The organism is Halomonas sp. BC04, assembly GCF_000568385.1.
On record NZ_AZQX01000290.1, the window covers coordinates 1 to 19,548 of the forward strand.

A 19,548-nucleotide genomic window follows, 5' to 3' on the forward strand; every position below is an offset into this window, starting at 1 on the left:
GGATCGGTGGCTTCGGCATGAAGGTCTGCGCCAGCGGCATGCAGGGTGCAGGCGGCCAGTTGACGCTCTTTCTCTACCGAAAGCGTGACCTGGACATTGGTTATGTTGTCGTAGTGGCGCTGCACGCGGGTCAGTTTTTCGCTGACGTAGTCACGCAGGGCATCGGTCAGTTCCACATGGTGGCCGGTAATATTGACTTGCATGACAGGCTCCTTCGTCCTTCGAGTGGTGGCTCGATTGTAACCCTTTTTAGGGCCCTGCAAACCCCTCCATTGACGGTTTCCTGCAAAGGGTCAAGGGAGTGGTGCCGGGTCAGCGAAATCGCTTGCGCTCGCTGGAAGAGGGTATGCCCAGCGCTTCACGATATTTGGCAACGGTTCGTCGCGCAACGCGGATACCGTCCTCGGCGAGCAGATCGACCAGACGGCTGTCCGACAGCGGCTTGCGGGGCGGCTCGTCCTGGACCAGCTTGCGGATCCGGGCACGGATCGCCGTGCTGGAATAGGCGTCGCCTTCGCCCTCTCCGCCGCCCACATGGCTCGAGAAGAAGAACTTGAGTTCGAACACGCCGCGGGGCGTATGGATGAATTTCTGGGTCGTCACACGGGATATGGTCGACTCGTGCATGTCCACGGCCTGGGCAATATCGGCCAGTATCAGTGGTCGCATGGCCTCCTCCCCCTGCTCGAGAAAGTCGAGCTGGCGGGCCATGATCTCACGGCCGACACGCAGCAGGGTGTCGTTACGGCTGGCCAGGCTCTTCATCAACCAGCGCGCTTCCTGGAGGTGATCCTTGAGAAACTGGTTGTCCTGGCTCTTGTCGCGCGCCGTACCAGTGCCATGTAATCGGGCTGGATGCGCAGCCTGGGCAGGGCATCGGCATTGAGCTCGACGCGCCAGCCACGCTCGTCATGGCGAGCAAGAAGGTCGGGGGTGATGTAATTGCCACCCACCTCGGCGAAGTCGCTGCCTGGACGGGGATCCAGCGAGCGAATCAGGGCGATCACCTCCTCCAGGGCGTCGTCATCCAGGCCCAGGCGGCGCTTGAGGAGTCGGCGGTCGTCGCTGGCCAGGGCTTCGAGGAACTGTCGCACGAGACGCCGAGCCTGGGGCAGCAGTGGGGTGTCGTCGGGCAGTGCCGCGAGCTGCAGCATAAGGCATTCGCGCAGGTCCCGGGCAAAGACGCCGGTGGGCTCGAACTGCTGCAGTCGCAGCAGTACCTGCTCGACCTCCCGGGTCGGCAGGCCTTCGAGACCCTGCTGCCGCAGCCCGTCGCGGATCTCTTCCAGGGGCTGTGCCAGGTAGCCGGTGCCGTCCACGGCATCGATCAGGCTCTCGGCGATCTGGCGCTGGCGCTCGCTGAGATCGGTCATCGCCAGCTGCCAGATCAGGTGGCTGGTCAGGCTCTGCCCGGCGGCCTGGCGCTCGAAATCGGGGCCTTCGCCACTGCCTGTACTGGTGCCATGGTCGGGGTAGGTATCCGACCAGTCGCTGTCCGTGGAAAGTTCGGAGGGAATCTCGCTGGCCCACTCCTCCTCTCGGGTCTCCTCGGCAGCCTGTTCGCCGAAGCCGTCGTCGAGCTCCAGCATGGGGTTGGCTTCCAGCGCTTGCTGGATTTCCTGGCGAAGATCGAGTGTCGAGAGCTGCAGCAGCGCGATCGCCTGCTGCAGCTGGGGAGTCATGGTCAGCTGGGTGCCGACACGGAGTTGCAAGGATGCTTTCATGGCCATGAGAATAGGGCTCATTTGCCGAAAAATCCCACCCTAGCCCGCTGCGGTTCGACTTGCAAGCGAATTGTTTGCAATAAGCATGCCATCCGCAATCTTTATGCCGCTTTATAATATAACTATTGACAACAGCAGGTTGTATGGTCTCTTGCGACTTGGCTAAAGGCGAAAGTCCTCGCCCAAATAGACTTCCCGTACCCTGCGGTTGGCCAGAATGGCGTCGGCGTCACCTTCGGCGATGATCTGTCCGTCCCCGACGATGTAGGCGGAATTGCAGATGTCGAGGGTCTCGCGAACGTTGTGGTCGGTAATCAGGACCCCGATGTCGCGCGCCTTCAGTTGACGAATGATGCCCTTGATCTCACCGACGGAAATGGGGTCCACGCCGGCAAAGGGCTCATCGAGCAGGATGAAGGCCGGTTCGGTGGCCAGTGCCTGGCGATCTCGACCCGTCGCCGCTCGCCACCCGACAGGCTCATGCCGAGATTATCGCGGATATGGGTGACGTGGAAGTCTTCCAGCAACTCCTCAAGGCGCGCCTGGCGACCGCGACGGTCCAGGTCCTTGCGCGTCTCGAGAATCGCCATGATGTTATCCGCCACCGAGAGCTTGCGGAATATCGACGCCTCCTGGGGCAGGTAGCCGATGCCGGCGCGGGCGCGCTCGTGCATGGCCGATCCGCTCAGGTCCAGGTCGTCGATGTGCACTTCACCCGCGTCGGCACGGACAAGGCCTACGATCATGTAGAACGAGGTGGTCTTGCCGGCCCCGTTGGGACCAAGCAGGCCGACGATGCTGCCCTGCTCGATGGAAAGGCTGATATCGTGCACCACGCGGCGTCGCTTGTAGCTCTTGGCCAGGTGGGTGGCCCTCAGGGTCTTCATTGCCACGTCAGCGCTCCGGTTGCAGGGTCATGCGAATCCGCTGACGTCCTTCGACGCCTTCGCTCTCGGAGCGTGCCTGAACCACGCGGCGATCGAGGAAGTACTCGAGATAGCCGCCATCGAAGGTGTCGCCACGCTGATGGAGTTCGGCACGGTCGATCAGTTCGACGCGTCGCTCGGCGACATGATAGACGATGGTGCGTCCCCATCCACGTACCACGGGTTCGTCCGGATCGGGCTGCTGCTCGATGTAGGCGCGTTCCCCGGTGGCGGTGGCACGAGTCAGCTCGCCGGCCTGGTTGCGGCGGATCTCCACCCGGTCGCCGGTCAGCTGCATGGTGCCCTGGCGAATATCCACGTCGCCGGTGTAGACGGCGGTGCCGGCAGTGTCATCGAGATCGAGTCGATCGGCCTCGACTTCAATGGGTTGGTCGGCGTCGCGCTGTTGGGCCATGGCCGGGCCGCCTCCCCATGCCATGCCAATCAGCGCCAGGGTGAGCAGCATGCGGGCGGTCGGGCACTTGTGTCGCTTCATGGCGTGAAATCCTCTGGTTCGATGGCCTCGGCCTGGCCCCGCTGCGCGCCTTCCGGGGGGTGGTGGCCGCGGACATTGTCGGTCAAACGTGCTCGATTGTCATGAATCCAGACGTCGAAACGGTCGCCGCGCATGTGTTGGGGCGGTTGCTGGAGCAGCGCGGGGGTCTCGCTCCAGGCGTGTCCGACGTTGGCGTCGAAGTGCAGGATTTCGGTATCGAGCTGCCAGCGCTCTTCAGGCGCAAGCAGGCGGGCGTTCCCGGTCAGCGTCAGTGGGTTGCCGCCGGGCCCGAGTCGCCCTTCGTCGCCGTTGGCGATCCAGTGGCGTCCCTCACGGTCGATCAAATGGGCTACCGGGGTCACTGCCCGGGTGACATCATCGTGGGGCGTGTGTACCAGGCGCGGGCTCTCCAGGCGCTGGTGGGCCTGGCCCTGGGCGTCGAACCGCGTCAGCCTGGCCTCTTCGAGGTAGTAGTCCGGTTCGCCGGCGTCGTCGGTAGGCACCGGCCCGGGGGCGGGTGCCTGCCAGGGGGCCAGCCACGCCAGCAGGGCACCGAGACCCAGCAGGATCAGCAGCAGCCAAAGGCGAAACGAGGGACGAGGCAGGCGCTTGGGCAGCATGCGGTCAGTGCTGGACGTGAAGATAGGTATCGACCAGCGCGTCCCGGTGACCCTGGGCCTCGAGCAGGGTGTCGCAGATCTCGCGAACGGCGCCGTGGCCGCCGCGGCGTTCGGTGACCCAGTCGGCCAGGGCGTGGATGTAGGGAGGGGCGCCGGGCACGGTGATACCGATGCCGGCCCGCTGGATGGCGGCCAGGTCGGCAGATCATCGCCGCAGTAGGCGACCTGCTCCAGGGAGAGGTCCTTGCGGCGGCAGAGTTCGCGCAGGGTGGCCAGCTTGTCCTCGCAGCTCTGGAAGACATGGTCGATGCCCAGTGCCGCGGCACGATGGCTGACCATGGGGGAGTCGCGCCCCGTCAGCAGGGCCACCTGGATGCCGGCGCGGCGCAGCAGCTTGATGCCCAGCCCGTCCTGGGTATGGAATGCCTTGATCTCCACGCCATCGGCCTGGAAGTAGAGGCGACCGTCCGTCAGCACACCATCGACATCGAGTGCCAGCAGTCGGATCTGGCGCAGACGGTCGAGGAGGTGGGAGTCATTGATTGGTGTTGCCAGAGCCATGGGCTCTCCTTGGGTTAAAGGATCAGAGGTTCTATGGGTCGTCAGATCACGCCGCTGCGCAGCAGATCGTGCATGTGCAGGGCACCGACTGGGTGCCCCTCGTCGTCGACCACGGCCAGGGCCGTGATCCGGTTGTCCTCCATGACGCGAACCGCTTCGGCGGCCAGCAGGTCGGGAGCGATGCGCTTCCCGGGGCGAGTCATGACGTCATCGACAATCAACCGGCTGAGGTCGTTATGCTGGTCCAGGGTGCGGCGCAGGTCGCCATCGGTATAGACACCAATCAGGTGATTCTGCTCGTCGACCACGCAGGTGAAGCCGAGACCCTGCCGGGATATTTCCAGCAGGGCCTCCCGTAGCGGGCTGCCCAGCGGTATGCTCGGCAGCCGCGCGCCCTGGTGCATGAGGTCTGCGACCCGCAGCAGGAGTCGCTTGCCCAGGCTCCCTCCCGGGTGGGAGCGGGCGAAGTCCTCGGCGGTGAAGCCACGGGCTTCCAGCAGGGCGACGGCCAGGGCGTCTCCCAGGGCGAGTGCCGCCGTGGTCGATGCGGTGGGAGCCAGGTCCAGGGGGCAGGCTTCCCGGGCGACGGCAGCATTCAGGTGGGCGTCGGCATGGCGCGCCAGCGTCGAATCGGGGTTCCCCGTCATGCTGATCAGTGGCGTGCCCAGGCGCTTGAGCAGTGGCAGTATTGCGGTGACTTCGCCGGTTTCGCCGGAGTTGGAGAGGGCCAGCACCACGTCGCCCGGCGTGATCATGCCGAGGTCCCCATGGCTGGCTTCGCCGGGGTGGACGAAGAAGGCGGGCGTGCCGGTGCTGGCCAGGGTTGCGGCAATCTTGCCGGCGATATGGCCGGACTTGCCCATGCCGGTGACGACCACACGTCCCTGGCAGGCGAGCATCAGTTCGCAGGCTTGATCGAAATGGCTGTCCAGTCGGTCGGCCAGCGCGGCAATGGCCTGCTGTTCGACTTGCAGGGTGCGGCGCGCGCTATCGCGCAAAGGCGAAGCGCCGTCGACAGGTTCGGTTGGATGGGGCGTAGCGGCATCTTTGGTCATGACGATGATTGTTGCCCGTTGTGGCGTTTCACTCAAGGAGCTCCGTTGCCGACAAGCGCCAGCCAGCCCAGATAGGCGAGGTAGCACGCCAACAGCAGGCCGGCAGGCAGTCGCTTGATGTGGCCATGGCGCTGCCACAGCAGCAGCATGGCCATGGCCAGCGTCAACAGCAGCATGATGGGATAGTCTCGGGTCGCTGCTGCGGCATCGATTGGGCCGGGGGCAAGCAGGGCAGGAATGGGCAGCACCGCCAGCAGGTTGAACAGGTTCGAGCCGATCACATTGCCGATGGCCAGCTCATGGTGCCCCTTCAGGGCGCTGGCCACGCAGGCGGCGAGCTCCGGCAGGCTGGTGCCGATGGCCACGATGGTGAGGCCGATGACCAACTCGCTGACGCCCATGCTATGGGCAAGCTCACTGGCGCCCCAGACCAGGGCTCGCGAGCTAAGTGCCAGCAACAGCAGCGTGCCGGCCAGCCAGCAGAGCGCCCGTGGCAGAGCCATGTCGGGTATCTCGCCGGTCGGAGCGGCATCGGGCGTGTCGGCGCGCACCAGCCACCACAGGCTGAAGACCAGCAGGAGGGAGAGGAACAGCGCGTCGAAGCGCCCCAGGATGCCGTTGGCCAGGGTATAGCCCGCCAGGCCTGTGGCTCCAAGCAGCAGTGGCAGTTCGCGCCGTACCAGGGAGAAGGGTACGGGGATTGGTCTCACCAGCGCCGTGATACCGAGGACAAGGCCGATATTGGCAATGTTCGAGCCCAGGGCATTGCCGGTGGCCAGGTCGGGAATCCCATCCATGGCCGCGAATACCGCCACCACCATTTCCGGTGCCGAGGTGCCCAGGGCCACGACGGTCATGCCTATCAGCAGGGGGCTCAGGCCGGTGCCGCGGGCGGTGGCCGCAGCGGCGCCGACGAAGCGATCGGCACTCCAGACCAGGCCGATGAGGCCGGCAGTGACCATGAGTAGGGGTATCAGCATGAGTGGGAGGGGCCGAGGTGTTCAGGAGGCGCATATTAGACGTGCTGGCGGGCCGGGGTGCAAGTGCCGCCGGGGTTGGGCTGGCGCCCTGCGACCCGGTTAGGATACGATGTTCGATAATTTTTTCGATGGACGTCTCGCAATGACCGAATCCCCCTTCGTGGTGGTGGAGGGTCTGCATTTTTCCCGGGGGGAGAAAGATATCTTCCGTGGCGTGGAATTGCAGATTCCACGGGGCAAGATCACCGCTATCCTGGGTCCCAGCGGCACGGGCAAGACGACCCTGCTCAAGTTGATCGGCGGGCAGCTCGTTCCCGATGCAGGCTGCATCAGAATTGACGGCGAGGATGTGCATTCCCTGCCGCGCAAGGCGCTGTTCCGACTGCGGCGGCGGATGGGCATGCTGTTCCAGAGTGGTGCGCTCTTTTCCGATCTCAGTGTGTTCGAGAATGTGGCCTTCCCCCTGCGGGTGCACACCGATCTGCCCGAGGCGATGATCCGTGACCTGGCGCTGATGAAGCTGCAGGCTGTCGGGCTGCGCGGTGCGCGCGACCTGATGCCATCGGAGCTTTCCGGCGGCATGGCCCGCCGGGTTGCCCTGGCCCGTGCCATTGCCCTGGATCCCGAGCTGATTCTCTACGATGAGCCCTTCGTGGGGCAGGATCCCATTTCCAAGGGCGTCCTGGTGCAGCTGATCAAGCGACTCAACGATGCACTGGGGCTGACGGCCATCGTGGTGTCGCACGATATCCAGGAAACGCTGTCCATAGCCGACTATGTCTACGTGATCTCCGACGGCCGGGTCATGGCCCAAGGCACGCCGGGCTCGCTGGATGTCGACGAGGATCCGCGAGTCAGCCAGTTCGTCCATGGCGAGCCAGACGGTCCGGTCCCCTTTCATTATCCGGCGACGGATTTCTTCAGCGACATCCTCAACGGGGAGGGGCGCCCATGATCGGGCGAATCGTGAGTCTCGGACGTCGCGGTTGCGAAGTGCTCGAAGCCCTGGGCCGGGCGGGGCAATTCCTGGCCCAGTCGGCCATTGGTATTCCATCCCGGGAGGGCTGGTACCTGTGGCTGCGGCAGGTGCATTTCGTCGGCGTCCTGTCACTGGCCATCGTGCTGGTCTCGGGGCTCTTCATCGGCATGGTGCTGGCGCTCCAGGGCTACACCCTCCTGGTCGATTTCGGCGCCGAGCAGGCACTGGGGCAGATGGTGGCGCTGTCGCTGCTGCGTGAACTCTCGCCGGTGGTGGCGGCGCTGCTGTTTGCCGGCCGGGCCGGCTCGGCGTTGACTGCCGAAATCGGCCTGATGAAGGCCACCGAGCAGCTGACCAGCATGGAAATGATTGGCGTCGACCCGCTGAGGCGGGTGGTCGCCCCCCGGCTATGGGCCGGTTTCGTGGCGCTGCCGGTGTTGACCGTCGGCTTCAGTGTGGTCGGCATCTACGGCGGATACCTGGTGGGTGTCGAGTGGCTGGGGGTCTTCGAAGGCTCCTACTGGGGCAACATGCAGGCCAGCGTCGACTTCGTCGGTGACGTGGGCAACGGCATGGTCAAGAGCGTGGTCTTCGCGCTGGTGGTGACCTGGATCGCGGTGTTCCAGGGTTATGACCTGGTGCCCACTTCGGAAGGCATCTCGCGGGCCACCACACGCACCGTGGTCTACTCGTCGCTGGCGGTGCTCGGCCTGGACTTCGTGCTCACCGCGCTGATGTTCGGAGGATTTTCCTGATGACGGGAAGACTTGTTTTGACGTTCGGAGAGACGCAATGAAGCGCAGCAAGACGATGGAGCTGGGTGTCGGCCTGTTCATGTTGGCGGGTATCCTCGGGCTCCTGTTCCTGGGAATGCGGGTCAGTGGCATGGCCTTCACCCCTCCGGGCGATACCTTCCGGCTCGAGGCCAACTTTGCCAATATCGGCAGCCTCAAGCCGCGCGCCCGGGTGACCATGGCGGGCGTGACGGTGGGCCGGGTCATCGCCATTGAACTCGATGCCGACTGGTACGATGCCCGTGTGGTGCTGGAGCTCGACGCCGAACTCGAGGACCGGCTTCCCCGCGATACCACCGCTGCGATTCTCACTGCCGGCCTGCTTGGCGAGCAGTACATCGGGCTTACGGTCGGAGGGGATCCGGACACCCTTGCCGATGGCGATACCATCCGCGACACCCAGTCCGCCATGGTGCTGGAAGAACTCATCCAGCAATTCGTGTCCAATATGGTCAGCGACTAGAGGCCTGGCCTTGCGTCACTCAATTCCCGTTTCCTTCGAGGGCACCCCATGACACTGATGTCTTCCTCTATTACCTTTCTTCGCCTGCTGGCGGCCGGGTTGTGCATGGCGCTGTTTTCCCTCTCGGCCCAGGCCGAGCCCGAACGCAGCCCCGAGCAGGTGATTCGCGACAGCGTCAACGACATGATGGGCCAGATTGAGGGGCGCGAGGATTACTTTGCGGCCAATGTGGATGAACTGAAGGCACTGGTCGATGAGAGCCTGAATGAGATTGCCGATTTTCGCTACATCGGGGCCAGCGTCATGGGGCGCTATTTCCAGAACGCCACGCCCCAGCAGCGCTCCCGTTTCGCCAATACCTTCCGCCAGACACTGATCGACACCTATACCAAGGGTCTGGTCACCTTCGACTATCGCGAACTTCGCGTGCTTGACAGCCAGCGAGCGCCGCGTCATGAGGATCAGGCGAGCGTTGCCATGGAAGTGGTCGCGGTCGATGGCACCGTCTACCCCGTCAGCTACACCCTGCGCCTCTCGGATGGGCAGTGGAAAGTGGTCAATGTCATCGTGAATGGCATCAACCTGGGGCTGACGTTCCGCAACCAGTTCGACCAGGCCATGCGCGACCACAATCGGGATTACGACGCCGTGATCGCCAACTGGTCGCCGGAACTCGCTGCTGACGAACTCGAAGAAGGCGGAAGAGGTTGAGCCTGCTGCTCGACCGCGGCGGTGTTCGCCTGGAGGCCAGTCCCGCCCGGCTGGCCGTGACTGGCAATGTCGACTTCGACATGGCGGCGCAGCTTGCCGAAGCCGGTAGCGCCTGGCTGGCCGAGCAGCCGTCCGGCTCCCGGATGGAGCTGGACCTGAGCGGCGTGGAGCAGGTCAGCAGTGCGGCACTCAGCGTGTTGCTGGAGTGGACGCGGCGTTCGCGTGCTGCCGGTATTCAGATTGATTCGGTACGACTATCCAAGCCCCTGCTCAGGCTGACAGGGGTTGCCGGCCTCAATGCCCTGCTGCCGGTCGCTGAAGCACCCTCCTCTTGAGTTCCGTCCTGCTCCGGCATCGCCAAGTGGGGTGCTTTTCATTACCATGTCACCATAATCTGACTATGGCACCGGCCCCTGCGGTCGTGTGTCCCCCGTATCGATCACAGGAGTTCCGGTTTCATGCAACCCAGTGACGTCAAGGCGCTGCTAGAGGCCCGTATCGAAGGCTGCGATTTCCATATTCAAGGTGAAGGGTGCAACTTCCAGGTCATCGCCGTGGGCGATGTATTCGACGGGCTGTCACCGGTCAAGCGCCAGCAGTTGATCTATGGTGCCCTGTCGGAAGAGATCGCCTCCGGGGCCGTTCATGCCGTCAGCATCAAGACCTATACCCCGGCGCAGTGGGTTAGCGCGCCGGAGAATGCGGCTTCACAGAACCAGGGTGCCTGACGGTCGAACCTCCATGGACAAGTTGATAATTACCGGTAATGGCCCCGTCAATGGCGAGGTCTGGGCCAGTGGCGCCAAGAACGCCGCCCTGCCCATTCTCTGTGCCACGTTGCTCGGCGACGAGCCTGTGACCATCGGCAATCTGCCGCATCTGCAGGACATCACGACCACGCTGGAGTTGCTTGGCCGCATGGGTGTCGAGCCGGTGATGGGCGAGAAGATGACCATCCAGCTGGATGGATCCCAGGTGAAGGATTGCCATGCGCCCTACGAGCTGGTCAAGAAGATGCGGGCTTCCATTCTCGTACTCGGCCCGCTGCTGGCTCACTTCGGCCATGCGGACGTGTCACTGCCCGGTGGCTGTGCCATCGGCTCGCGCCCCGTGGACCTGCATATTCGCGGGCTGGAAGCCATGGGCGCGGAGATTCGCGTCGAGGGCGGCTATATCCGCGCCCGGGTCGATGGGCGACTCAAGGGCGCCACGATCTTCTTCGATACCGTCACCGTCACCGGCACTGAAAACCTGTTGATGGCGGCGACCCTGGCCGAAGGCACCACGATACTGGAGAACGCCGCCCGCGAGCCCGAGGTGGTCGACCTGGCTGATTGCCTGATCAAGATGGGGGCCAATATTCGCGGACATGGCACGGATACCATCGTGATCGAGGGTGTGGAGCGGCTTCACGGTGCCTACCATGACGTCATGCCGGATCGTATCGAGACCGGCACTTTCCTGGTGGCTGCCGCCCTGAGCCGTGGTCGTGTTCGCGTGCGCAACACCCGGGCCGATATTCTCGAGGCGGTGCTGGCCAAGCTGGAGGAGGCCGGTGCCAAGATCACGCTGGGAGATGGCTGGATCGAGCTGGACATGGAGGGGCGCCGGCCGCGCCCGGTGAATATCCGCACTGCACCGTACCCTGCCTTCCCCACGGACATGCAGGCCCAGTTCGTGGCGCTCAATGCGGTGGCGGAAGGCAACTCGCGGGTGGTCGAGACCATCTTCGAGAATCGCTTCATGCACGTGCAGGAACTGAATCGCATGGGCGCCAACATCGTGCTGGAGGGCAATACTGCGCTGATTACCGGTGTCGAGCGGCTTTCCGGGGCGCCGGTCATGGCCACCGACCTGCGGGCCTCGGCCTCGCTGGTCATCGTGGCCATGATGGCTGAAGGGGAGACGCTGGTGGATCGCATCTACCACATCGACCGCGGCTATGAGTGCATCGAGGAGAAGCTGCAGCTTCTGGGTGCGCGGATCCGTCGAATTCCCGGTTGAGGGGTTTTCTCGACATGCGCTTTTCCCGACCACAGGCGAGACCATGAGCAAGCAACTGATTCTGGCCCTCTCCAAGGGCCGTATTCTCGATGAAACACTGCCGCTGCTGGCCGATGCCGGCATTGCGCCGGTTGAAGACCTGGGCAAGAGCCGCAAGTTGCTCTTCGACACCAATCTGGCAGATGTGAAGCTGGTGATTATCCGCGCCACCGACGTGCCCACCTATGTCCAGTTGGGGGCCGCCGACCTGGGGGTCGCCGGAAAGGACGTGTTGCTCGAGCACGGCGCCGAGGGCCTCTACGAGCCGCTGGATCTCGAGATTGCCAAGTGCAAGCTGATGACCGCGGGCATCGATGGCGCCGAGCCGGCTCGTGCGCGGCGCAGAGTGGCCACCAAGTTCGTCAACGTGGCACGGCGATATTACGCGGAGCAGGGCATCCAGGCCGAGGTGATCAAGCTCTATGGGGCCATGGAGCTGGCGCCGCTGATGAACCTGGCCGATGAAATCGTCGATATCGTCGATACCGGTAATACGCTGCGAGCCAACGGCATGTCGCCGCGCGAGCTGATTGCACCGATCAGCACGCGCCTGGTGGTCAACAAGGCAGCCATGACCATGAAGCACGCTCAACTCAAGCCACTGATTGCGCGCCTGACCGAGGCAGTGGGCAAGCGGCGTGCCAGCGAAGGCGCCATCTCGCCCTGAACGCTCCGGCGTCAGGCGAGGGGCGTGATATGAATGCTATCAACCTTGTAGAGGCGAACTCCATCATGAGCGAAACCCTTGTCGACTCCGCCGCGATCGCGCGGCTCTCGACCGCCGCTGGCGATTTCGAGGCGCGTCTCGATGCGCTGCTCGCCTGGGAGGGCGTATCCGATGCCGAGATCCAGCGCCGTGTCGATGACATCCTTGGCGGTGTCAGGGCGCGTGGCGATTCCGCACTGGTAGAGTACTCCAATCGCTTCGACCGGCTCGACGTCTCGAGCATGGCGGAGCTGACCCTCGATGCGGAGCGGCTCGAGCAGGCCTTTACCGGTCTTCCTGAAGAGCAGCGTGCCGCCCTGTCGAAGGCGGCGGAGCGTATCCGTGCCTACCACGAACGCCAGAAGCCGGAATCCTGGGCCTTCACCGAAGCCGACGGCACCGTACTGGGGCAGCAGGTCACGGCCCTGGATCGTGCGGGCATCTATGTGCCGGGTGGCAAGGCGGCCTATCCTTCGTCGGTGTTGATGAATGCCATACCCGCCCATGTGGCCGGGGTTCGTGAGATCGTCATGGTAGTGCCCACCCCGGATGGGGTGCTCAATGAGCTGGTGCTGGCGGCAGCCCACCTGGCCGGCGTGGATCATGTCTTCACCATCGGCGGCGCCCAGGCCGTGGCGGCTTTGGCCTATGGCACCGAAACGGTGCCCCGGGTCGACAAGATCGTGGGCCCTGGCAACATCTATGTGGCGACGGCCAAGCGGGCGGTGTTCGGCCAGGTGGGTATCGACATGATTGCCGGCCCCTCCGAGATACTGGTGGTATCCGACGGGGGAACCGCACCCGACTGGCTGGCCATGGACCTCTTTTCCCAGGCGGAGCATGATGAGGACGCCCAGGCTCTGCTGGTCAGCTGGGATGTCAGCCACCTGGATGCGGTGGAGGCATCCATCGAACGGCTGCTGCCGACCCTTGAGCGAGAGTCAATCGTGAGGGAGTCGCTGTCTCGCCGAGGTGCGTTGATTCACTGCCGGGACCGGGATGAGGCGGTTCGCTTGATCAATCGTATCGCGCCGGAACACCTGGAGCTCTCCATGGCGGACCCGGAGGCGCTGTTGCCGGAGGTGCGCCATGCGGGCGCCATCTTCATGGGGCGCTACACTGCCGAGGCGCTGGGCGACTACTGCGCCGGCCCCAACCACGTGCTGCCCACCTCGGGGACGGCCCGATTCTCGTCGCCGCTGGGTGTCTACGATTTTCAGAAGCGCTCCTCGATCATCAACTGCTCCCGGGAGGGTGCGTCGGAGCTGGGGCGGGTGGCATCGATCCTCGCCCGCGGCGAGTCCTTGACCGCCCATGCCCGTTCAGCCGAGTACCGGATTCAGAAGTAGCGCTTTCCGGTTGTCGCCATCGTCGATCATGGGAAAGGCCCTGTCCAGTCACTGGACAGGGCCTTTTGTGCGAGGTTCTCTGCTGGGCACGGATGTGGTCGTCAGTCCGTTCTCGGACATGACTAGCGTTCCGGTTGTCTCAGTTGCGGCGGCGGGCGCTCGCCGACTTCCAGCTCGATGCTGAGTTTGTCGCCGCTGCGCACGACAGTCAGCGGTAGCGTGGCACCGGGCTGGATGGCTGCGATATCGCTCATGGCCACTCGGGCATCGAGGATAGGCCGACCATCGACTTCCAGCAGCACGTCGCCCGGGCGCAGGCCCGCCCGGGAAGCGGGGCCGTCCCTAACCACGCCGGAGATCACCACGCCGCGAGGGGCCTGGAGGCCGAAGGAGGCGGCCAGTTCCGGGGTGATCTCCTGCGCCTCGATGCCCAGCCAGCCGCGGATCACGCGGCCCTGGGTCACCAGGTCATCGAGGATACTGTGGGCCAGGCGGGTGGGAATGGCGAAGCCCACCCCCTGGGAACCGCCGGAGCGCGAGAAGATGGCGGTATTGATACCCACCAGGGCGCCTTCTGCATTGATCAGCGCGCCACCGGAGTTCCCGGGATTGATGGCGGCATCGGTCTGAATGAAATCTTCATAGGCGCTCAGGCCCAGGTGTGTGCGCCCGGTGGCGCTGATGATGCCCATGGTTACGGTCTGACCTACGCCGAAGGGGTTGCCGATGGCCATGGCGATGTCGCCTACCGCCACGTCCTCGGTGTCGTAGAGGGTGATCACCGGGAGGTCTTCCAGGTCGATGCGCAGCACGGCCAGGTCGCTTTCCGGATCGGTGCCGATCACCTCAGCCAGGGTTTCACGACCGTCACGCAGGGCCACCTGGATTTCGTCGGCACCGTCGATCACGTGATGGTTGGTGAGCACATAGCCGTCTTCGCTGACGATGACGCCGGAGCCCAGGCTGGAGAGAAACCGTTGTTGACTGGGCAGGTCGTCGCCGAAGAATTGACGGAAGAAGGGGTCCGACATCATCGGGTGCTCTTCGAGGGCGACGACCCGTGATGAGTAGATATTGACCACCGCCGGGGCGGCCTTTTCCACCGCCTCCGAATAGCTGACCGGCCCTTGCATGCGGCTCAGGGGCTCGGCCTGGCGCACCTCGGGAGTGGCACGCGATACCGGCTGCTGCAGCTCCCCGGGGGCTTCAATGGCGGGCGGGGCCGTGGTGGGGTCGGGTTGGGAAGGGCCCAGGAGTTGCGGGAAGGTATTGAGCAGTACGATGGCCAGCAGCACGCCGATGAGGGCGGGAAGTGCATAGGCGAATAATGGACGACGCATGCGGTGCTTTCCTGATTGGAGGGGAGCAGTCGATGCCGCTCCGCGCAGTCGTTACAATGACGCTATCCTAACATTCCAAGCGAACCGCTGTCCGGAGGGCCGAATGATTTCCCGCGATGACCTGGTGAGGACCTGTGACGCCCTGCTCGATGTGCAGCGCTTTCAGGATTACACGGTCAATGGGCTACAGGTGGCAGGGCGCGTGCGCATCACCCGTGTCATGACCGGTGTCACCGCCTGTCAGGCGCTGCTCGATGAAGCGGTGGCCTGGGGGGCCGACCTTGTGCTGGTGCATCACGGCTACTTCTGGAAGAACGAGCCGGTTGCCGTCACCGGCATGAAGCAGCGTCGCCTGCGCACGCTGTTGCTCAACGATATCAACTTGCTGGCCTATCACCTGCCGCTGGACGCCCATGCCGAGCTGGGCAACAACGCCGAGCTGGCTCGTCGGCTAGGGTTCCTGGTGGAGGGTTGCGCCGATGGCGATATCGGCGAAGGGCTGTTGTGGATGGGTCGCCTGCCGGAAGCGCGTGGGGCTGGCGATTTGGCCGGCCATGTGGCGGGTTGCCTGGGGCGGGAACCTCTGCTGGTCGAGGCGCCGGGTGTGGGAGCGGTGAGGCGTGTGGCCTGGTGCACGGGGGGCGCGCAGGACATGATCGCCCGGGCCTGGGAGGCCGGCGCCGACGCCTTTATTTCGGGTGAGATATCCGAGCGGACCACCCACCTGGCGCGGGAGCTCGGTATCCACTACCTGGCAGCCGGACATCACGCCACCGAGCGCTATGGCGTTCAGGCGCTGGGGGAATGGCTGGTTCGGGAGTTTGGCATCGAGCACCGTTTCGTCGACATCGACAACCCGGCATGATGCCGGGCTGGGGCCCTTCTTGCCATGCCGTGTGCCGTCAGTAGCGTGGCGGCTGCGGGGCGTCTCTGGTCTCTTTGTCAGACTTGAGTCCGAAGTCTTCCGATAGGGTGCCGCCGGTGCCGTCGGCATAGTCGCGGGGCGTGGGTATTTCGTCCGCCTGGGGGGCGAGCGTTTTCTGCTCGGCCAGGTCGAGACGGCGGGTGACAGGCGACTCGCAGTTCAGGGTGCTGGCGTCTTCGGTCACGCGGTGTTCGAGCGTGCGGATTTCACGCTGGATGTTGGCGACCATCATGCCGACCTGGCTGAAATGCTCTCCCAGGCCCTCCTTGAGCTCGCTCAGCTCCCGCTCGCGTTCCGCCAGCTGCTGTCGCTGTTGTTGCAGGCGGCTCGCGGAGGCGCCGAACAGATGGTAGCCCAGGCCGCCGAGGCCCAGGCCGGCCAGCAGGCTGACGATGGCGACGAGCCAGTTGATGTTGCCGTATTCCACGTGGTTCTCCCCTGAAGCTGGTACACGCTGAGCGCGTGGTGTCGGCATGGCGCCGCACTCGGTCGTCTGGCGTCCCATTATAGGGGTGTGGGCGGTCGGCCGGTCAACGCAGTGTCAGCCAGCGATATTCTGCGGAAAGGCTTCGGGGTGCGTATAATGCCGAGCCTGCCTACTTATGAGCCAAGTCAGCAAGGAATTGCCATGTGTGCGACTGCGACCCCGGTGGACTCTCATTCGACTCCCGGTATTACGCCACTGGCGCGTTATCGTGCCGATATCGAGCGTGAAGGTTTCCAGTACGACCCGGCCCAGGAGCAGGCTGTCATGCACCTGCAGCGCCTCTTCGATCAGCTGGTGGCGATGCCGCGGGCCGCACCGAGGGCGGTTACCACCAGCCGCGGCCTGAAGTCGCGGGTGGCAGGCCTGTTCGGCCGGCGCGAAAAGCCGGATGCAGCGCCAGCACTGCCGGCGATTCAGGGGCTCTATCTCTGGGGGGGCGTGGGGCGCGGCAAGACTTATCTGGTCGACACCTTTCACGAGTCGCTGCCGTTCCCCGACAAGATGCGCACCCATTTTCACCGCTTCATGCAGCGTGTGCACAATGAGCTCGAGCACTACAAGGGCGAGAAGAATCCTTTGACCCTGATCGCCGGCAAGTTCGCAGCCGAGGCGCGGGTCATCTGTTTCGATGAATTCTTCGTCAAGGACATCACCGATGCGATGATCCTGGCCAACCTCCTCGAGGCGCTCTTCGAGCGTGGTGTCGTGCTGGTGGCGACGTCGAATATCGTCCCCGACGAGCTTTACAAGGACGGGCTACAGCGGGCCAGGTTCCTGCCTGCCATCGACCTGCTCAAGCGACACTGCCAGGTGGTCAATGTCGATTCGGGCATCGACTATCGATTGCGGGCACTGGAGCGTGCCGAGATCTTCCATGCGCCGCTCGACGACGCGGCCGATGCCGAGCTCGCTCGCAGCTTTCGCGAGATAGCCGGTCACGACGGCGAGACCGATGTGTCGATAGAGGTCAATCATCGCGTGTTGCATGCGCGCCGGCTCCATGACGACGTGGTGTGGTTCGAATTTCGCGAACTCTGCGACGGGCCGCGCAGCCAGAACGATTACATCGAGCTGGCGCGGGAGTACCATACCGTGCTGGTTTCCAATGTGACCCGCATGGGAGCGGCAACCGACGACCAGGCGAGGCGCTTCATCAACATGGTCGACGAGTTCTACGACCGTGGCGTCAAGCTGCTGCTCTCCGCCGAGACGACAGCCGAGGCGCTCTACGCCAATGGCCGGCTCGAGTTCGAGTTTCAGCGAACCCTGTCGCGACTCCAGGAGATGCAGTCCCACGAGTACCTGGCGCTGCCACATAAACCGTGACATGCCTCTTATCAAGTGCCCGCGAGTCAGGTAGAATGCCGCCTCGCTTGATCGTTGTCGTCGCTGTTGGTGGCGGCAACCAAGAAGAATAGGGAAGATCCCATGTCGGCAGTTCCGGCGGCAGGATCCAATACATCTATATATTGTGGTGATTTCATCCATGAAGACGTTCACTGCTAAGCCGCAGTCCGTCCAGCGCGACTGGTATGTCGTCGATGCTGCGGACAAGACGCTAGGTCGTCTGGCCACCGAAATTGCTCGTCGCCTGCGCGGCAAGCACAAGCCAGAATTCACGCCCCACGTCGATACCGGCGACTACATCGTCGTGATCAATGCCGAGAAGGTGCATGTCACCGGCAACAAGGCGAAGGCCAAGACCTACTATCGCCACACCGGCTACCCGGGTGGCCTGCGCTCCATGAGCTTCGAGAAGATGATCGCTCATGCTCCCGAGCGTGTCATCGAGTCCGCTGTCAAGGGTATGCTGCCGAAGGGCCCCCTGGGACGTGCGATGTACTCCAAGCTCAAGGTCTACGCCGGCGCCGAGCATCCGCACGCCGCCCAGCAGCCGCAAGAACTGAACATCTGAGGGGGTCATTGCCATGACACAGCACTATTACGGTACCGGGCGCCGCAAGACATCCACCGCCCGTGTCTTTCTCAAGCCGGGAACCGGCAAGATCACCGTCAACAGCCATGAGCTGGACCAGTATTTCGGCCGCGTCACCGGCCGCATGGTGGTTCGCCAGCCGCTGGAGCTGACCGACACCGTGGGTCAGTTCGACGTCTTTGTCACCGTCAAGGGTGGTGGTGGCTCCTCACAGGCTGGCGCTATTCGCCACGGCATCACCCGTGCCCTGATGGAGTACAACGAGGACTTCCGCCCTGCGCTGCGTGCGGCCGGATATGTCACTCGTGATGCGCGCCAGGTCGAGCGGAAGAAGGTCGGCCTGCGCAAGGCGCGTCGTCGCCCGCAGTTCTCAAAGCGCTGATCGCGGTCTGTGCAGAAAGAAAAACCCAGGCAATTGCCTGGGTTTTTTCTTTTGGAAAACAGAATTTTGCATAGAAAATACCACCTTGGTCAGGCGTGCTTTGTCTTGTGCCAAGCGGCAGGATTCCTTAAGATACGACGGATTTTTATATCCGTGGTCGCGGGATACCACCCCCGTGCTGGATCGACGGGTAAGCTGATGGGAGAAACCATAACATGGCAGATAACGGCGTGAACAAAGGGCGGCGCCGTCTCCTCCTGGGTGCCACCACCGTTGTGGGTGCGGTGGGTGCAGTGGGAGTGGCGGTTCCCTTTGTGGCTTCCTGGCAGCCGAGTGCCAGGGCACGAGCGGCGGGGGCGCCGATCCAGGCGGACATTTCCAAGCTGGAGCCGGGGCAGCGCATGACCGTCGAGTGGCGCGGGCGTCCCGTGTGGATCGTCAAGCGTACCGACGACATGATCGAGCGTACCGAGAACTTCGATCCCGCTCGCCTGGTCGACCCTGATTCCCAGGCCCCCCAGCAGCCGCCGTATGTCACCGGCCCGCTGCGCTCGATACGACCCGATATCTCGGTGCTGATCGGGATCTGCACCCATCTTGGCTGCTCTCCGCTCTATCGCCCGGGGCCGGACGACGTCGATATGACCGCCTGGCCCGGGGGCTATTTCTGTCCCTGCCACGCTCCTACTTCGATCTCTCGGGTCGCGTGTTCCGCAATGTGCCGGCACCGTCCAACCTCGAAGTACCGCCGTACCGCTTTGAGACCGATGACATCATCATCGTCGGTGAAGACGAGGAGGCTGTGTGATGGGTAATCCGAACCGGATCAAGGCGGAAAGCGGCATCATGCGCTGGGTGGACGATCGCTTTCCCGCCACGCAAATGTGGCAGGACCATTTTTCGAAGTACTACGCGCCGAGAAACTTCAACTTCTGGTACTTTTTCGGTTCCCTGGCTCTGCTGGTGCTGGTCAACCAGATCCTCACCGGGGTATGGCTCACCATGAGCTACAACCCCACCGCCGAGGGTGCCTTTGCTTCGCTCGAGTACATCATGCGTGACGTGGAGTAC

20 protein-coding genes and 5 pseudogenes are annotated in these 19,548 nt (G+C 63.8%); 15 read left to right on the plus strand and 10 right to left on the minus strand.

What is annotated here, in order from left to right; all coding sequences use genetic code 11:
• The 8 genes and pseudogenes from hpf to Q427_RS19875 form a co-directional block, all read right to left on the minus strand.
• On the minus strand, nt 1–203 hold a 203-nt coding region (gene hpf / locus Q427_RS19840), incomplete at its 3' end, for a ribosome hibernation-promoting factor, HPF/YfiA family (protein ID WP_043516841.1).
• Between the two features lie 109 nt (nt 204–312).
• Nucleotides 313–1,730, minus strand: a pseudogene (locus tag Q427_RS19845) (RNA polymerase factor sigma-54).
• A 156-nt stretch (nt 1,731–1,886) separates the two neighbouring features.
• Nucleotides 1,887–2,611, minus strand: a pseudogene (gene lptB / locus Q427_RS19850) (LPS export ABC transporter ATP-binding protein).
• 7 nt (nt 2,612–2,618) lie between these two features.
• The gene (gene lptA, locus Q427_RS19855; RefSeq protein WP_043516842.1) at nt 2,619–3,146 is read right to left on the minus strand and encodes a lipopolysaccharide transport periplasmic protein LptA; all 528 of its coding nucleotides are present in this window, start codon (nt 3,144–3,146) and stop codon (nt 2,619–2,621) included.
• Nucleotides 3,143–3,766 carry an LPS export ABC transporter periplasmic protein LptC gene (gene lptC / locus Q427_RS19860; protein WP_043516844.1) on the minus strand — a complete coding sequence of 208 codons (624 nt, stop codon included), beginning with the start codon at nt 3,764–3,766 and terminating at the stop codon, nt 3,143–3,145. Before lptC ends, lptA begins: the two co-directional genes overlap by 4 nt.
• A gap of 4 nt (nt 3,767–3,770) precedes the next feature.
• Nucleotides 3,771–4,327: pseudogene (locus tag Q427_RS19865) on the minus strand (KdsC family phosphatase).
• 41 nt (nt 4,328–4,368) lie between these two features.
• The gene (locus Q427_RS19870; RefSeq protein ID WP_043516845.1) at nt 4,369–5,382 is read right to left on the minus strand and encodes a KpsF/GutQ family sugar-phosphate isomerase; all 1,014 of its coding nucleotides are present in this window, start codon (nt 5,380–5,382) and stop codon (nt 4,369–4,371) included.
• A gap of 32 nt (nt 5,383–5,414) precedes the next feature.
• Complete coding sequence (locus tag Q427_RS19875) at nt 5,415–6,362, minus strand: calcium/sodium antiporter (protein WP_043516847.1); 948 nt, start codon at nt 6,360–6,362, stop codon at nt 5,415–5,417.
• Nucleotides 6,363–6,504: 142 nt separating this feature from the next.
• Here Q427_RS19875 and Q427_RS19880 point away from each other — a divergent pair, with 142 nt between their 5' ends.
• The 9 genes from Q427_RS19880 (at nt 6,505) to hisD (ending at nt 13,407) form a co-directional block, all read left to right on the plus strand.
• The gene (locus Q427_RS19880) at nt 6,505–7,317 is read left to right on the plus strand and encodes an ABC transporter ATP-binding protein (protein WP_043516848.1); all 813 of its coding nucleotides are present in this window, start codon (nt 6,505–6,507) and stop codon (nt 7,315–7,317) included.
• Nucleotides 7,314–8,096, plus strand: a complete 783-nt coding sequence (mlaE, locus tag Q427_RS19885) for a lipid asymmetry maintenance ABC transporter permease subunit MlaE (protein ID WP_043516849.1) — start codon at nt 7,314–7,316, stop codon at nt 8,094–8,096. Before Q427_RS19880 ends, mlaE begins: the two co-directional genes overlap by 4 nt.
• A 37-nt stretch (nt 8,097–8,133) precedes the next feature.
• Nucleotides 8,134–8,598, plus strand: a complete 465-nt coding sequence (gene mlaD, locus Q427_RS19890) for an outer membrane lipid asymmetry maintenance protein MlaD (protein ID WP_043516850.1) — start codon at nt 8,134–8,136, stop codon at nt 8,596–8,598.
• 57 nt (nt 8,599–8,655) lie between these two features.
• Entirely contained in the window at nt 8,656–9,309 is a 654-nt protein-coding gene (locus Q427_RS19895; protein WP_043516863.1) for a Tgt2/MlaC family protein, read from the plus strand.
• Entirely contained in the window at nt 9,306–9,644 is a 339-nt protein-coding gene (locus Q427_RS19900; protein ID WP_043516851.1) for an STAS domain-containing protein, read from the plus strand. The genes Q427_RS19895 and Q427_RS19900 overlap by 4 nt, the downstream gene beginning before the upstream one ends.
• Before the next feature lie 123 nt (nt 9,645–9,767).
• Complete coding sequence (locus Q427_RS19905; protein ID WP_043516852.1) at nt 9,768–10,037, plus strand: BolA family protein; 270 nt, start codon at nt 9,768–9,770, stop codon at nt 10,035–10,037.
• A gap of 13 nt (nt 10,038–10,050) precedes the next feature.
• The gene (murA, locus tag Q427_RS19910) at nt 10,051–11,313 is read left to right on the plus strand and encodes a UDP-N-acetylglucosamine 1-carboxyvinyltransferase (RefSeq protein ID WP_043516853.1); all 1,263 of its coding nucleotides are present in this window, start codon (nt 10,051–10,053) and stop codon (nt 11,311–11,313) included.
• Nucleotides 11,314–11,356: 43 nt separating this feature from the next.
• Entirely contained in the window at nt 11,357–12,019 is a 663-nt protein-coding gene (hisG, locus tag Q427_RS19915) for an ATP phosphoribosyltransferase (protein ID WP_043516854.1), read from the plus strand.
• A 65-nt stretch (nt 12,020–12,084) separates the two neighbouring features.
• A complete protein-coding gene (hisD, locus tag Q427_RS19920; RefSeq protein WP_043516865.1) occupies nt 12,085–13,407 on the plus strand; it encodes a histidinol dehydrogenase in 1,323 nt (440 codons plus the stop codon).
• 122 nt (nt 13,408–13,529) lie between these two features.
• Here the strand turns inward: hisD and Q427_RS19925 are convergent, their stop codons facing one another.
• Entirely contained in the window at nt 13,530–14,747 is a 1,218-nt protein-coding gene (locus Q427_RS19925) for a Do family serine endopeptidase (RefSeq protein ID WP_043516855.1), read from the minus strand.
• Nucleotides 14,748–14,850: 103 nt separating this feature from the next.
• Between Q427_RS19925 and Q427_RS19930 the strand changes: the two genes are divergently transcribed.
• Nucleotides 14,851–15,612, plus strand: a complete 762-nt coding sequence (locus Q427_RS19930) for a Nif3-like dinuclear metal center hexameric protein (protein WP_043516857.1) — start codon at nt 14,851–14,853, stop codon at nt 15,610–15,612.
• A gap of 37 nt (nt 15,613–15,649) precedes the next feature.
• On the opposite strand, the gene Q427_RS19935 is transcribed toward Q427_RS19930, so the two are convergent.
• Nucleotides 15,650–16,099, minus strand: a complete 450-nt coding sequence (locus tag Q427_RS19935; protein ID WP_043516858.1) for a ZapG family protein — start codon at nt 16,097–16,099, stop codon at nt 15,650–15,652.
• A gap of 201 nt (nt 16,100–16,300) precedes the next feature.
• Between Q427_RS19935 and zapE the strand changes: the two genes are divergently transcribed.
• From zapE to Q427_RS19960, 5 genes and pseudogenes are all read left to right on the plus strand, one after another.
• Nucleotides 16,301–17,485 carry a cell division protein ZapE gene (gene zapE / locus Q427_RS19940; protein ID WP_043516859.1) on the plus strand — a complete coding sequence of 395 codons (1,185 nt, stop codon included), beginning with the start codon at nt 16,301–16,303 and terminating at the stop codon, nt 17,483–17,485.
• A gap of 160 nt (nt 17,486–17,645) precedes the next feature.
• Nucleotides 17,646–18,074: a 50S ribosomal protein L13 gene (rplM, locus tag Q427_RS19945; protein WP_043516860.1), complete on the plus strand. Its 429-nt coding sequence runs from the start codon at nt 17,646–17,648 to the stop codon at nt 18,072–18,074.
• A 13-nt stretch (nt 18,075–18,087) separates the two neighbouring features.
• Nucleotides 18,088–18,477, plus strand: a complete 390-nt coding sequence (gene rpsI, locus Q427_RS19950) for a 30S ribosomal protein S9 (RefSeq protein WP_043516861.1) — start codon at nt 18,088–18,090, stop codon at nt 18,475–18,477.
• A 215-nt stretch (nt 18,478–18,692) separates the two neighbouring features.
• Nucleotides 18,693–19,285, plus strand: a pseudogene (petA, locus tag Q427_RS19955) (ubiquinol-cytochrome c reductase iron-sulfur subunit).
• Nucleotides 19,285–19,548: pseudogene (locus Q427_RS19960) on the plus strand (cytochrome b); the annotation flags it as partial. The pseudogenes petA and Q427_RS19960, both read left to right, overlap by 1 nt.

Excerpts from the sequence above, each read along its gene's own strand:
- lptA (WP_043516842.1), bottom strand. The coding sequence starts at position 3,146 with ATGAAGCGACACAAGTGCCCGACCGCCCGCATGCTGCTCACCCTGGCG.
- lptC (WP_043516844.1), bottom strand. The coding sequence starts at position 3,766 with ATGCTGCCCAAGCGCCTGCCTCGTCCCTCGTTTCGCCTTTGGCTGCTG.
- Q427_RS19870 (WP_043516845.1), bottom strand. The coding sequence starts at position 5,382 with ATGACCAAAGATGCCGCTACGCCCCATCCAACCGAACCTGTCGACGGC.
- Q427_RS19875 (WP_043516847.1), bottom strand. The coding sequence starts at position 6,362 with ATGCTGATACCCCTACTCATGGTCACTGCCGGCCTCATCGGCCTGGTC.
- Q427_RS19880 (WP_043516848.1), top strand. The coding sequence starts at position 6,505 with ATGACCGAATCCCCCTTCGTGGTGGTGGAGGGTCTGCATTTTTCCCGG.
- mlaE (WP_043516849.1), top strand. The coding sequence starts at position 7,314 with ATGATCGGGCGAATCGTGAGTCTCGGACGTCGCGGTTGCGAAGTGCTC.
- mlaD (WP_043516850.1), top strand. The coding sequence starts at position 8,134 with ATGAAGCGCAGCAAGACGATGGAGCTGGGTGTCGGCCTGTTCATGTTG.
- Q427_RS19895 (WP_043516863.1), top strand. The coding sequence starts at position 8,656 with ATGTCTTCCTCTATTACCTTTCTTCGCCTGCTGGCGGCCGGGTTGTGC.
- Q427_RS19905 (WP_043516852.1), top strand. The coding sequence starts at position 9,768 with ATGCAACCCAGTGACGTCAAGGCGCTGCTAGAGGCCCGTATCGAAGGC.
- murA (WP_043516853.1), top strand. The coding sequence starts at position 10,051 with ATGGACAAGTTGATAATTACCGGTAATGGCCCCGTCAATGGCGAGGTC.
- hisG (WP_043516854.1), top strand. The coding sequence starts at position 11,357 with ATGAGCAAGCAACTGATTCTGGCCCTCTCCAAGGGCCGTATTCTCGAT.
- hisD (WP_043516865.1), top strand. The coding sequence starts at position 12,085 with ATGAGCGAAACCCTTGTCGACTCCGCCGCGATCGCGCGGCTCTCGACC.
- Q427_RS19925 (WP_043516855.1), bottom strand. The coding sequence starts at position 14,747 with ATGCGTCGTCCATTATTCGCCTATGCACTTCCCGCCCTCATCGGCGTG.
- Q427_RS19930 (WP_043516857.1), top strand. The coding sequence starts at position 14,851 with ATGATTTCCCGCGATGACCTGGTGAGGACCTGTGACGCCCTGCTCGAT.
- zapE (WP_043516859.1), top strand. The coding sequence starts at position 16,301 with ATGTGTGCGACTGCGACCCCGGTGGACTCTCATTCGACTCCCGGTATT.
- rplM (WP_043516860.1), top strand. The coding sequence starts at position 17,646 with ATGAAGACGTTCACTGCTAAGCCGCAGTCCGTCCAGCGCGACTGGTAT.
- rpsI (WP_043516861.1), top strand. The coding sequence starts at position 18,088 with ATGACACAGCACTATTACGGTACCGGGCGCCGCAAGACATCCACCGCC.